This is a genomic window from Bacillus sp. FSL K6-6540 (genome assembly GCF_038007545.1).
This window is the reverse complement of the sequence record NZ_JBBOXH010000001.1, coordinates 3735719-3748720: the sequence shown is the minus strand read 5'-3', so window position 1 is coordinate 3748720 and position 13002 is coordinate 3735719. Positions and strand designations below refer to the sequence as shown.

General features: G+C 44.8%; 13 protein-coding genes. All 13 read left to right on the top strand.

The annotated features are described in order from the left end of the window. The first annotated feature begins 15 nt into the window (after positions 1 to 15). The 13 genes from MHH82_RS16450 to MHH82_RS16390 all read left to right on the top strand — a co-directional run bounded on the left by MHH82_RS16450 (position 16) and on the right by MHH82_RS16390 (position 12957). On the top strand, positions 16 to 729 hold the full coding sequence (locus MHH82_RS16450; RefSeq protein WP_340966832.1) for an ABC transporter ATP-binding protein: 714 nt from the start codon (positions 16 to 18) through the stop codon (positions 727 to 729). After that, on the top strand, positions 726 to 1475 hold the full coding sequence (locus MHH82_RS16445; RefSeq protein ID WP_015735466.1) for an ABC transporter permease: 750 nt from the start codon (positions 726 to 728) through the stop codon (positions 1473 to 1475). Before MHH82_RS16450 ends, MHH82_RS16445 begins: the two co-directional genes overlap by 4 nt. After that, positions 1472 to 2230 (top strand): ABC transporter permease, encoded by a 759-nt coding sequence (locus MHH82_RS16440; protein ID WP_015735465.1) that lies wholly within the window; start codon positions 1472 to 1474, stop codon positions 2228 to 2230. Before MHH82_RS16445 ends, MHH82_RS16440 begins: the two co-directional genes overlap by 4 nt. 396 nt (positions 2231 to 2626) lie before the next feature. Further along, positions 2627 to 3301, top strand: a complete 675-nt coding sequence (locus MHH82_RS16435) for a Type 1 glutamine amidotransferase-like domain-containing protein (RefSeq protein WP_015735464.1) — start codon at positions 2627 to 2629, stop codon at positions 3299 to 3301. Between the two features lie 142 nt (positions 3302 to 3443). Then, complete coding sequence (locus MHH82_RS16430; protein ID WP_015735463.1) at positions 3444 to 3908, top strand: VOC family protein; 465 nt, start codon at positions 3444 to 3446, stop codon at positions 3906 to 3908. A 213-nt stretch (positions 3909 to 4121) separates the two neighbouring features. Further along, a complete protein-coding gene (locus MHH82_RS16425; RefSeq protein ID WP_251496063.1) occupies positions 4122 to 4808 on the top strand; it encodes a TetR/AcrR family transcriptional regulator in 687 nt (228 codons plus the stop codon). A 23-nt stretch (positions 4809 to 4831) separates the two neighbouring features. After that, on the top strand, positions 4832 to 5587 hold the full coding sequence (locus MHH82_RS16420) for a (S)-benzoin forming benzil reductase (protein ID WP_015735461.1): 756 nt from the start codon (positions 4832 to 4834) through the stop codon (positions 5585 to 5587). Positions 5588 to 5863: 276 nt separating this feature from the next. Then, entirely contained in the window at positions 5864 to 6439 is a 576-nt protein-coding gene (locus MHH82_RS16415; protein ID WP_251496057.1) for a dihydrofolate reductase family protein, read from the top strand. Positions 6440 to 7026: 587 nt separating this feature from the next. Further along, a complete protein-coding gene (locus MHH82_RS16410) occupies positions 7027 to 7455 on the top strand; it encodes a protein-tyrosine phosphatase family protein (protein WP_340966824.1) in 429 nt (142 codons plus the stop codon). A gap of 785 nt (positions 7456 to 8240) precedes the next feature. Then, on the top strand, positions 8241 to 9227 hold the full coding sequence (locus MHH82_RS16405) for an ABC transporter substrate-binding protein (protein ID WP_145036547.1): 987 nt from the start codon (positions 8241 to 8243) through the stop codon (positions 9225 to 9227). Between the two features lie 151 nt (positions 9228 to 9378). Further along, entirely contained in the window at positions 9379 to 10968 is a 1590-nt protein-coding gene (locus tag MHH82_RS16400) for a helix-turn-helix domain-containing protein (RefSeq protein WP_015735454.1), read from the top strand. 167 nt (positions 10969 to 11135) lie between these two features. Beyond that, the gene (locus MHH82_RS16395) at positions 11136 to 12173 is read left to right on the top strand and encodes an NAD(P)/FAD-dependent oxidoreductase (protein ID WP_340966820.1); all 1038 of its coding nucleotides are present in this window, start codon (positions 11136 to 11138) and stop codon (positions 12171 to 12173) included. 469 nt (positions 12174 to 12642) lie between these two features. Further along, positions 12643 to 12957 carry an ArsR/SmtB family transcription factor gene (locus tag MHH82_RS16390; protein ID WP_015735452.1) on the top strand — a complete coding sequence of 105 codons (315 nt, stop codon included), beginning with the start codon at positions 12643 to 12645 and terminating at the stop codon, positions 12955 to 12957. The last annotated feature ends 45 nt before the right edge of the window (positions 12958 to 13002 follow it).

The following is a 13002-nucleotide window of genomic DNA, read 5'->3' as shown; positions in this document are numbered from 1 at the left end:
AAGGGAGTGTTATGGTTGCTTGAAATTAATAACTTAGTCAAACATCGCGGATCTCAAGAAATCTTATCGGGTATCAGTTTTAAAGCTAGACCCGGTAGAGTAACTGGTTTTTTAGGTCCAAACGGGGCAGGTAAAAGCTCAACGCTTCGCATCCTGCTTGGATTAGATCGCGCCACATCAGGGAGTGCACTCATAAATGGCAAGCCATTCTCAGAGTTAGATAATCCTCTAGCAACAGTAGGTGCCGCATTGGATGGATCTGGAGCTCACCGCAGCCGAACAGGACGGGCCCATTTACGCTGGATTGCTCGTGCCGCAGGATTGTCTAACTCACGTGTCGAGGAAGTTTTGGAAATCGTAGGTCTTACTAATGCAGCTGACAAAAGAGTGGGTAAATATTCGCTTGGTATGGGGAGAAGACTTGGAATAGCCGCTGCACTGCTGGGTGATCCCCCAATATTGGTTCTAGATGAACCCGTAAATGGGCTCGACCCGGAAGGAATTCGTTGGATCCGGACATTTTTACGCAAACGGGCTGAGTCTGGCAACACGGTGTTACTATCCAGTCATCTAATAGGAGAGCTTGCAGAGACAGTTGATGATGTGGTTATTATTAAGCAAGGAACAATCGTTGCAGATGGAACGTTGGATGAAGTAATAGGTAACCATTCCACGCTGGAGAAAGCTTTTTTTGCCCGGACATCTGATCATGCAGGTGGTGTTGTATGAGAGCATTCAACGCGGAACTATCTAAATTGTTCTCCCTGCCGGGCATTTGGCTTGCCATTCTTGTTGGAGCATTTTCTCCTGCGGTCATAGCCGCCTTAGACAGTATAGCTCAAAAAGAGGAGATTATAGCTGGAGTTAGCACACGGCTTTTGGAAGTTGGCTATATTGGATTAGCCCTTGGTGTACAAGGTGTCATCATCGTTGGTGTGCTTGCTGTCAGCAGCGAGTATTTGACAGAGAGCAGTGAATCTGGCGGAGGACAACAGATTACAACAAGTTTAACGGTTGTTTCATCAAGGCTTCAATTTTTGCTGGCAAAAGCAGGCGCTGTGACAGTAATCAGTATACTGCTTTGTATTGTTGCTATAATGACAACTGTGTCAGCCACGCATCTTGTTCTTGGTGAGTATTCCCCTGTATTAGAATGGTCGAAGCTGCTCGGTGCAGTTTGTTACTGGACATTCACTGCTCTATTAGCATTCGGGATTACTGTACTAACTAAGAATGGCACGATTCCGCTTGCTGTGCTCATCATAAATACATCCGTTGTTTCATTTAGTTTCCTGCTTTCTAAAGTTACAAAGTTAGCGTTATACCTACCGGATCGGGCTGGCCTTGAAATGTTTATGTTTCTGAGCGACAGATTTCTCACCCCGTTCACAGGCGGAATAGTCATGTCTGCCTGGGTAGTCGTTCTTTTCATTGCTGCAGCTATTGTATTCCATAGGAGGGACGTTGCTGCATGAGTGTTCCTTCTATTAGAAAGATAACACAAATCCTTCGTGCTGAACTGGATAAATTAGCTACATTACCATTGATATGGCTCACTCTTATGGGTACATTCATTCTTAATTTAGGATTAGCCGCAGCTTTTACTTCTATTGGTTTACAAGGGGCAATAGGGACGCAAAAAATACTGAATATAGGGTTTGCTTCGATGGGTTATCTTCAAGCAGGATTCATTATTCTTGGGATCCTAGCTACTTGTTCAGAGTATATCGGTGGACAGATTCGAACTACGTTAGCTGCGATACCTTGTCGTGGGATTCAATTATCCATGAAGCATTTGGCATTGGCAATCATAACCGTTCCCGCGGCCTTTATTATCGCTGCATCCGGTGTACTCTATACTTATATGATGATGAAAGACACAGCAGCAGTGATTGATATAGATACCATGGTAGAAGCATTAGCAGGTGCAACAGGCTATCTGACATTAACCACACTTCTCAGTGCAGCTATAGGTGCTTTATTAAGACGAACCACCCCTGCTTTAGTGGTACTGCTTGGTTATTATTTCGTTGTCAGTCCATTATCGAGAGATTTTCTGCCTAGTATTAAAATGTATTTTCCGGATACGGCAGGATATTATATGTATATGCCGCCTTCCTCTGATGAAATAAATGTCCTTTCACCAATGCAAGGGACAGGGATTTCAATGATATGGACACTTATTTTTATTACGGCAGCTATTGTATTTTACCGTAAACGAGATGCTTGAGTGTAAGTTTCATCCATTCAAAAATATAACGCTAGTGATTTTTTAAAAATTTCTGAAAAAGTACGATGGTCTATATGATAGATGTGACGGAGTACAAAAACAAAGTCTCATTGAAAGTTATAGATGGACAAGAACCTAGACCCATAGAAAGTCGCTAATTTAGCGGCTTTTTTGTTTTATCGGGACATGTTCTTGTTAAAACACAATGACAAGAACTTGATAACATTCCCGATATGATTTGATCGACGGCGACAAACGCCCTTATATTGAACTAACGGGCAGATTAGATTAGCAATCTGTAAGAAACAATCCGCACTGAAATGTACTATATTATAGTTTATGTAGCCCCCTAAAGTCTAAAGAATAAACGACTAACGCAAACAAAGGAGTGAAGTTATGAAATTATTGCTCACATCTGCCGGCATTAATAACAAAAGCATACACAATGCGCTAGTTGACATGCTGGGCAAGCCGATCGCCGACTGCAATGCCCTGTGTATTCCCACCGCGATGTACGGACACCCCTGGGTAGGCCCCGGCGTCAAAGCCTGGCAATTCATTAGCGGGAATTCCGAGAATCCCATGGTCGACCTAGGCTGGAAGTCCGTCGGCGTGCTGGAGCTCACAGCGCTGCCAAGCATCGACAAAGACCGCTGGGTGCCGCTAGTAAGGGAGACGGACGTCCTGCTGGTTGCGGGCGGCGACGCCCTCTACCTGTGCCACTGGATGCGGCAGTCCGGACTGGCAGACCTCTTACCGTCTCTGCAGGCAGTTTATGTGGGACTGAGTGCCGGGAGTATGGTGATGGCACCTAACATCGGGGAATTTTTCGTTGGCTGGACCCCACCCACTGGCGGCGATGAAGCGCTGAGTCTGGTTGATTTTGCAATATTTCCGCATCTGGATCACGAAATGCTGCCGAGAAACACCATGGCTGATGCAGAGAGATGGGCTGCCGGGATGCAAGGGCCAGCGTATGCGATCGATGATCAGACCGCCATCAAAGTGATCGACGGAACGGTTGAAGTTGTCTCCGAAGGGAATTGGAAACGTTTTTCGCACCTCCTATAGGAAGAATGGAGAAGAGCACAATGGAGAAAAGATTTCCTCATTGTCCTCTAGTATTTCTCCAAGCTACACCAGGGGAAAACATCGCATTTAACCTTGTTTTGATAAAAAGCTAGAAAAAGAATGAACAAAGGGATGATAAGCTATGCAGGCAAATGAGGAATTCAAAATGGAAGAAGGGCTGGAAGACATTACGGGAGTTACTTGTATTTACGTACCAGTAAGTGATGTTTACGAGTCTATTAAATGGTATCAAAAGAATTTAGGGTACCAACCTGCAAACAACGATCGTGTTGAGCCTGGGATGGTCATGGCTGTTTTGAATATTCCCAATCGGAATGGAAATCTGCCTTCACCTGGTTTAAGGCAAGTTGTACCCGCTCTGTTCCTTCACAAATCAGACGAAGCGGGCGGGCGATTACGCTTTTCATGGTCATTGGACAACGGCAAGCCCCACGCAATAGCATGTTTTATTACACCACGGATCGAAGAGCTATTAGAACGTTTTAAGAAAAACGGAGTGAATATTTTAGGAGAACGGGTCACAAGCGGACCAAACATAACGTTTGCTGACCCTGACGGTAACATATGGGAAGTTTGGCAGCCTTAATCGATTAATCAGATCAATTTCGCTAACGGGAGCTGAATAAAGAAGAGGAGGCAGCCGGTTAGAGCGATCGGTTGTCTTTTTTTAAATGTCGAGGGACAAGAATATGGACCATTGAAGTCGCTATTTTAGCGGCTTTTTTATTATATCGGCATAAGTTTATTGTACATGGCTGGGGACAAGTACTTGTGCCGGTTACCGATTAGATAGATTTATTTGAATATTTTTGAACGATCGGTCGTTAAATTATTGACAATACATTATGATAATCCTTATAATGGCATTAATTCAGATGAAGGGAGCCTGAAGGTTATCAAGAAAAGAGAGATTACATCAAGTCATATCGTCCAAGCGGCATATGAGCTGTTTGCAGAGCATGGGATAGAGAGAACGAGTTTGGGCTTGATTTCTAAAAAAGTAGGCATAACCAAATCCTCTATATACTACCATTTTGCAACAAAGGAAGAGTTGATTAGCCGAACATTTGATTATATTTTTAGGGATCATTATTTTGCTGCTTACTTTGACGCTGAATCCGTTAATAAAGACAATTTTGTAGAGACGATAATTCGGGGCGGTTTAAATATGCTGCCAAGCGATGATGAAGAGTATCGTTCAACATTAAGAGTGCTTAGTGAGTTCACGATGCTAGCCGAGCGTGATGAGCAATTTAGAGCTCCTTTATTGAAAGTTCAACAAGATTTTATCAACGGTTTCTGTAATTTATTGTCAAAAGGCAGTGATCTGGGTCTAGTTGAACCTACAAAAATCGAAGTCAGTGCTAAAATTCTTGCCCTTCTTATTGATAATTTGTCTAGATGTAAGATGATGAAGATGGATTTGGAGTATCAGATGATTTGGGAAGAAACTGTTAATAGAATTATCATTCGAGAAAATACATAGTTAACTTATAAGGAGGGATCCGGTTGAAACATATATTGATTACAGGTACATCAAGAGGTATTGGTGAATCGTTGGCTAATCAATTAATCGATAAGAACCATCACCTTATATGCATTTCTAGAACTACGAACCAACGGATTATCGATCTAGCCCAGGAGAGGGACTGCAGAATTGATTATTTTAATTTTGATTTAACAAACATTGGCGAGATTGATCAACTTTTTGAGGACATCTTCCGTCAAATTGAGCTTAATTCCAACGATAAAGCGATCTATCTTATCAATAATGCCGCCATGTTGACTCCTGTGAGCCCAATTGAACGGATAGAAACGGATAAAATAATTGAGAACATCCATTTAAATCTATTAGCACCAATGATAATAACAGCTAACTATCTTAAACGTACCCAAGATATGAATGTGGACAAAAGAATTCTAAACATATCCTCAGCATCCGCAAAATATTTATTACCCTCACAAAGCTGTTACAGCACTGCAAAAGCTGGCCTTGACTCATTTACCAAAAGCATAGACATTGAGCAAAAGCTCGTGACATATCCAGCAAAAGTAGTCGCTGTATATCCAGGTATGATCGATACCAATTTACAATCGGAAATTCGATCCGTAAGTAATGATCTTTTCCCATATGTTAATGAGTTCATTCGACTTTCTGAGGAAGGGAAGCTACAAACGCCTGAATACACTGCGCACAAATTAATTGAGATTCTGCTAAGCGAAGATTTTGGTAAGGCTGTTGTTATAGAAACCATGGATCAATAAACGCGAGTGGAAGAACACCTGCGAGACAGGTCGTTTATGGGTGTGATTTGATAGAAGAAGAAGAAGGAGAGGCATTCCAGCGCTTCTCCTTTTCTAATTTATGCTTTAATTAATCTCCTACTACTTTTGATACAGTTCCATCATTCGTCAGCGAGTCAGTTATACAGCTAGCTGAGAACCCATTTGTGATTAGCAATCCGTAAGAAACAACCCAAGCTGAGTTGTCCTATAATGTAGTTAATGTAGAGATCCCTCATGAACAAAGGAGAACTGAAAATGAGAAAACTTGTTCTATTTTTGCACGCATCGCTTGACGGTTTTGTAGAAGGGCCGAACGGTAAAATGGACATTGGCTGGGTTGCTTACGATGCTGATTTGGAGAAGCACGCGAAAGAAATTCTGAGTACTGCCGACACTGTCATTTGGGGACGTGGAACTTATCAGATGATGCACAGTTACTGGCCATCTGTGCCCTCGAACCCATCAGCTTCGCAGCATGAACTTAATCATGCCGAGTGGATCGAAAAGACAGCCAAAATTATTTTTTCCACGACGCTGGAGAAAGTCGAATGGAACAATTCCAGACTGGTGAAAGAAGATGTCGAAGAAGAGATCAAAAACCTCAAACAGCAGCCAGGCAAGGATATGGTCATCCTCGGCAGTCCTAGGTTCGCACACTACCTTATGCAGCTTGATTTAATAGATGAGTATAAAATTACGGTTTCTCCCGTCCTGATCGGCAGCGGGTTGCCGTTATTCCAAGGTCTCAAGGAGAAGGTCAATCTTAAACTTATCGAAAACAAGACATTTGATTCTGGAGCCATAGGCCTCGTTTACCAGACGGTTCGATGACTCTGTCTCCAAAAGTAGATTACGCTAACGGGACACGATATATCTCAATGAAGACATTGAAGGTAGCCGACTCCAAAGCCGGCTACCTTTTTCGATATCTATTGCCACAGCCGTGATGAATAGGAAGAAGCGGACAAGAACATGATGACTTATCGACAGCGCCAGACGCCCTGTTATTACTAACGGGCAGGATAGTCCAATCGTTCGGTGAGTAACTTCAAGCATATACATTATGAAAGCAGGGAAGTACATGAAACACGTGGAATAAATATACAGCGATTCAATAGTGGCATGACGGTGAAACTGATGTTCCTACGAAGGTCATGTTTGATTTCGTGTGCAGAGCTGTGGGTGGAGAGTTAGCTGAATCGACTGAAGAATCTAGCGAATGCAAGTGGGTTCCAAAGGAAAATGTTCTGGATTTGATCCCTTTACCCGCAATCCGCATGCGTTATGAAGCTTATTTGAACTTTAACGGCTCTGTGAATTATATGAAGTACGTCACTGCGACGAAGTCAAAATGCAATGTCAAGCTTCAAAGGAATGTTTAGTTGTACGTGTTCTTAAATCCTTAGGAGGGTGACACTATGAATGATACATGGAACCCCGAATCGCCAGGTGTGCTGCGCCTTCCTTCAGGTCGACTCGTCCGCGGCCGAGCACTAAGACGTCCACTTCCCCAAGGGCTTCAGCCCACTTTTGCACTCTACCTGCTTGGACGACAACCAGCGCCCGTTACTTGGGAAAGCCGCTGGATTCCTTGGCCGGACTTCTGGCTGCCAACAAACAAGGTTGCAGCCGCTGATGCGCTTCGCGAAGCATGGACTCGGGCTGAAGTTGAACGGGTTGAAATCGCCTGTGGGGGCGGGATTGGACGAACAGGTACGGCACTAGCCTGTCTCACTGTGATTGATGGATTACCAAATCATGAAGCTGTCGACTATATTCGGCAGCAATACAGTCCACGAGCTGTTGAGACGCCTTGGCAACGCCGCTTTGTCTCTCGTTTCAAATAGGGGGTCCCTATAGGTGGAGGATTGCAAAAGCCATGCTTCTGTATACACAAAGGCTTTAAACTGGAACATGGTGCTGAAGCTAAGAATGTTGTCGAGTCCCATTAAAAGTCGCTATTGTAGCGGCTTTTTTGTTTTATAGGTACAAGTTGTCCCGAGCCAAGGACATTATAAGAGGTGATGAACAAGGAAAAGAAAATCAGTTCTAGTGGGGAAAAGGTAGGTGCACGGTAAGAACGTTCTTTAAAGAGGAGTTAGAGCGGTTTCATTCTGCTTGGATTTCCGTACATCTAAGCAGAGGGCGAGATGCTTCCCACATATGATCCGGAAACAAATAAGTGGGCAAAAAGAAGCTAGCAGCAGGTCAGTTAAGCTTCAAGGAATGTTTAATGATTCTAATAGCCATAACCTGTGAGGTTTTGTAAGATACGACTTAGTGCCTGGACCTATGTGTTTCAAGGTACCGCTTCCGTATTTATAACGCAGAAAGCCACGAGGTCTGCTTGGTTCATTGAGCATTTTTGGAGGGTTTAGAAGACCTTAAAATAAGGTTATGAAAATTTTCATCATAGTCTGTGAGCCGGTAGAGGGTCATGTTTTTTCTTGTTATTTGTTAGTAGGAAGTGAAGTGACGAGTTTATATAAAGCCTGTCGTAGAGAATGTATATTGAGCATGTAATCCAATTTGGTGTAAAATCTACTCAAGCAAAATGATAATGATTATCATTATTAATAATAAATGAATTGTTTTGCTACAAAACATAAAACTTATGGGAGTGAATTAAATCATGGCAAGATCGGGATTTATGAAAACAGGATGGATATCACTTATAACGGCAGCAATGATTACGGTGACGGGCTGCGGCTCGACAGGCGGTACCACCGATCAGCCTGGACAGGCAACCGCAGCGCCAAGTGAAGCAGCGCCTCAGACGGAAACGCGAATCGTAACCGATGCCTTCGGAGAGGTAGAGATTCCGACAAATCCGAAGCGAATCTCAGCTCTTTATCGTGAAGATTATTTGGTTGCGCTTGGGGTAACTCCTATTGTGCAATATTATAACCCGATGTGGGGCAAGCAGGATTATTTGAAGCTGGACGTGCCGTTGTTCGACGTGACCGGCAGCATCGAAGCTATGCTTGTGTCGGAGCCGGACTTGATCATCGGCGCCGGAGAGGTTGATGCAGCACAATACGAGCTCTATTCCAAGGTTGCGCCGACGTTCCGCTTGCCGGACGACGTACTTGCGGATTCGCGCAAAACATTGACCTTAATCGCCGAATTGCTTGGTCTCAGCGACAAGGCGGAGCAGGTTCTTGCCGATTACGAAGCCCGAATTGTCGACGTAAAGGCGAAGCTGAACGCGGCAATCGGCGATGAGAAGCTTGTTGTTCTGCGGATGAACGTTGTAGACAAATCGATTAATATTTTCGGCATTCATAACACGTTTGTCGGACAAATCTTGTATGAGGATCTTGGTTTGAAGGCACCGGGGTTCGCCGAGGCGATGACGGAGGGCAATATCGTCTTGTCGAAAGAGGTCATTCCGGAGCTTGACGCGGACCATATTATTTTGCTTCCGTCCAACGGAACGTGGGAGGAAGAGAGCAATGAGAAAGCGCTTGAGGAAATGAAGGCAGATCCGCTATGGCAAACCGTTCCTGCATTTAAGAACGGCCATGTATATCCCGTAGAGAGATCGTATTGGCAGACGGGAGCCATTACGGCCAACGGATTGAAGATGGATGATTTACTTCGATTGCTGGCTTCTTAGCAGGACATAAGAGTGATTAAGTTCATTGGCAGGACTCATCGCCATAAGTGAGAAAGAGCCGCTTTTCAACGAAGGTTGATGGGTGGCTCGTTTTGATTTACACTATGTTCATTGAGAATGAATATCAATTAAAAAGGGGTTGATAGTAACGATGGATATCGAACAGCGCAAACAAGCTGGGACTGCCCCTTTAGTCCATTATGTGCTGCGATCAATCCGCTTGATCGATGCGGGCGAGCAAGTAGAAATTAGTGATTTGGACGGCAGCGATAAAAACGATAAGGAAAGCTTTGAACTGCTCATTATAATGAGCGGGAAGGGACAAGGAAAATGCTATTTGCAGGGGCCTGGGAGATCTTTATCTGTTGATCAAGAGATTATGAACTGCAGCTATTACCGTGTGTGCTTCGTAACGAGCGGCTATGATGCAGCTTCGAGCTTGCTGCCGGATAAGCAAGAGCTTGCCTGCGCACCTTTCGCTAAGACAATGGAGCTGCTTGATGAGATATATGGACTCCGCGGGGCGACAGGCGGGCTCGAGCTGTTCCAACGATTTGTAAGATTTCAAGAACTGCTGCTTTTTCTATTCCGTCAAAATGCACCTGCAGCCGAGGATAAGGGAACGGATATCGAGCGGCATGGGATAGAGCTCAGCATACGGCATATTCATCAGTATTACCGTGAGATTCTGACCGTGGAGGAGTTAGCCTCCCTCGCAGGCATTGATCGCTGGAAGTATACCCGTCTGTTCAAAGAGGCTACGGGTCAAGTACCGCTTCAGTACTTGAATGAAGTACGGATTAATGAAGCTAAGAAGTGGCTGGCAAGCACCGATGACAAGCTGCTCGATATTGCGCTGAATGCAGGTTTCAACAATGAATATTATTTCAATCGTCGATTCAAGCAGACGGTAGGCATATCGCCCGGACAATACCGCCGCAGCCGCAAGGGAAAGCTTAGAGTAGTAGCGCCGTATTTGGAGGATTTCTTGGTCGCGCTGGATATGCAGCCTATCGCCCAGTACTGGCATGCGAAATGGGGCAAGCAAGACTATCTCGGCTTAAACCATATTCCGACGTTCGACGAGAACGGCGGCAACTTTGACGCCCTTTCCGGTTATAAGCCGGATTTGATATTGCTTATGGATCGTTATGAGCAACAGCAATATTCGCAGTGCCGACGCATATCCAACACGTGCATCCTGCGTGAGCAGACCAATAATTGGCGTACGCTGTTGCGTACCGTCGCCGATTATTTCGGTCGGACAGAGTTGGCCGAAGATGCTATCGCAAAGTATGATTTCAAAGCACGGAGTGCGAGTCATACGCTTAGTCAGGTTATAAAAGGTGAAACTGTCACTTTTTTGCGTATCTCGGCGGACCACATCATTCAATATACGGAAGAAGGGCAAGGCTTTGTTTCGACTGTTCTCTATGGAGATGTTGGCTTGCGTTCCCACTCTGCAGTAGGTGTAGCTTCAAAAGCGAATAGGCCGGGCATGTTCAATCTCTCTGTAGAGGACCTACGCACGTTAACTGCGGATCATCTGTTCATAACTTTCGATAAGTGGCATAGCCAGGCAGAAGGAAAGGAGAGGGAACTGCTAGAGCAGCCAGAGTGGCGTGAGCTGCCTGCTGTACGAAACAACCACGTTTACGAGGTTGATTTTCTAACTTGGATGAATAACGGAATTATTTCCAACGGTAAAAAAATCGATGATATACTGCGTTCTTTAGCTTGATTCGGTTTTGCTTGCCACTGAAAAGTCCGCATCCTCCATTTAGTATTTTGTATAAAGCAACCGTCGATTTTCTCTATTGTTATTATCACATGGCCGAAGCTACAATTATATTGATAATGATTATCACAGCATGGACTTTACATGAGCCGGCTTGAGGAGGATATCAATTGACTGAGCAGCTTGAAATATACGATGTGACGATTATCGGCGGTGGTCCTGCGGGGATGTATACTGCCTTTTATAGTGGAATGCGGGATTTGAAGACAAAGCTAATAGAAGCGAAAGACGAGCTCGGCGGGCGGATGCTTATTTATCCCGAGAAAATGATTTGGGATGTTGGCGGGGTTCCGCCGATCCTATGCGAGAATTTAATCGCCCAATTGTCGGAGCAGGCGATGACGTTCGACCCGACCATTGTATTCGGCCAGCACATCATCGGACTGGAGAAACAAGCGGATTCGACGTACATACTGGAGGCGGCAACGGGGGAGTGGCACTGGACACGCACGGTCATTCTGGCTATCGGCCGCGGCATTCTGCGAATGGCGAAGCTGGAGCTGGAGGGAGCTGAGCGCTATGAGGTGTCCAATCTTCACTATACGGTGCAGGAATTGGAGCCTTTTAGAGGGAAACGAGTACTTATTTCGGGTGGAGGAAATTCCGCTGTCGATTGGGCGAACGAGCTGGTTCCCATCGCCGGTCAGGTCACAGTCGTACATAGGCGCGACCGCTTCGGCGGACACGAGAAGAACATTGTTCGAATGAAGGAGTCTTCTGCCGATGTGCTTACGCCGTATGAAGTCACTCAGTTATTCAGCGGCAACGGAAAGACGATTGAACGGGTGACGATTACCCATCTCGAATCAGGGGACTCGCGCCAGATAGAAATAGACGAGGTTATCGTCAACCACGGGCTGAAGTCCGATTTTACAGGTATCAAGGATTGGGGACTGGATATGGACGAATGGAACATATTCGTCAGCCCCAGACTTGAGACGAACTTGCCGGGCATTTTCGGGGCTGGCGACTTCGCCAATTACGAAAGCAAGCTCAACCTTATTGCAGGGGCGTTCACGGATGCGGCTTTGGCGCTTAATAGCGCCAAACGATACATGGATCCCGAGGCACCAAGAATGGCATATGTATCGTCGCATAATGAGAGGTTTAAAGAACGGAACAAAGCGCTTGGCGTATCCGATGAATAGCAGGGTCTGCTATCATTAGGGCGGACGAGAAATCTATTCTACGGTGTATGAGAGATTGCACTGGATGTGGACTGGTGTCCGCAACTAAATCGATTTTGCCCAAATCATTTAACCGAACAAGTTCTTGTCCTCCGACAGATAATCAGCGTATTGTGTTGAGGAACAAGAACATAGTCCCATTGGAAGTCGCTATTAGCGACTTTTTAGTTTTATCGGTACAAGTTCATGTACCGAGGCGAGGACAAGAACTTGTACGATTGCCGTAAAGGACAAGAACATGAGCCGATTACCGATTAGATAAGTATCTAGCTAAGTTTACATGCAATTTCATTGAGCTAACGGGCAGGATAATTGAAGATCAAACACGCTGAAACGCATCATATAGTAACGGCATACGCTTGATTTTATCAAGAATATAGTTAAAATTAAGTTTAAGCGATTAAACGAACGAACGGAAAGGATGGATCGAATGAGCCAGCGAACCGAGCAAGTTCTGCAACAATTCAAAGAGACCATCCCGCTCTTGGAAGTGCTGACCGATGAAAACCGTCAAGCTATTATTATGGTGCTAGCACAGAACAAATCGGGACTTAATGTAAATGCGATAGCAGGACACATCAATTTATCTAGACCAGCCGTCTCCCATCATCTGAAGGTGCTGAAACAGTCTGGTTATATTCAATCCGAGAAAAAGGGCGTAGAAAATTATTATATTTTGACAGTCCGCAAACCGCTTGAACAACTCAAAACCTTGATTAATGCCATAGAAGCAGAGTGCACTTAGCCTCAGTGACAACCCAAAGACTTAAGTTGAATACGGTAGAGCAGA

Coding starts and splice junctions, on each gene's coding strand:
- MHH82_RS16390 (WP_015735452.1), top strand. CDS start 12,643: ATGAGCCAGCGAACCGAGCAAGTTCTGCAACAATTCAAAGAGACCATC.
- MHH82_RS16445 (WP_015735466.1), top strand. CDS start 726: ATGAGAGCATTCAACGCGGAACTATCTAAATTGTTCTCCCTGCCGGGC.
- MHH82_RS16410 (WP_340966824.1), top strand. CDS start 7,027: ATGAATGATACATGGAACCCCGAATCGCCAGGTGTGCTGCGCCTTCCT.
- MHH82_RS16400 (WP_015735454.1), top strand. CDS start 9,379: ATGGATATCGAACAGCGCAAACAAGCTGGGACTGCCCCTTTAGTCCAT.
- MHH82_RS16440 (WP_015735465.1), top strand. CDS start 1,472: ATGAGTGTTCCTTCTATTAGAAAGATAACACAAATCCTTCGTGCTGAA.
- MHH82_RS16415 (WP_251496057.1), top strand. CDS start 5,864: ATGAGAAAACTTGTTCTATTTTTGCACGCATCGCTTGACGGTTTTGTA.
- MHH82_RS16405 (WP_145036547.1), top strand. CDS start 8,241: ATGGCAAGATCGGGATTTATGAAAACAGGATGGATATCACTTATAACG.
- MHH82_RS16430 (WP_015735463.1), top strand. CDS start 3,444: ATGCAGGCAAATGAGGAATTCAAAATGGAAGAAGGGCTGGAAGACATT.
- MHH82_RS16435 (WP_015735464.1), top strand. CDS start 2,627: ATGAAATTATTGCTCACATCTGCCGGCATTAATAACAAAAGCATACAC.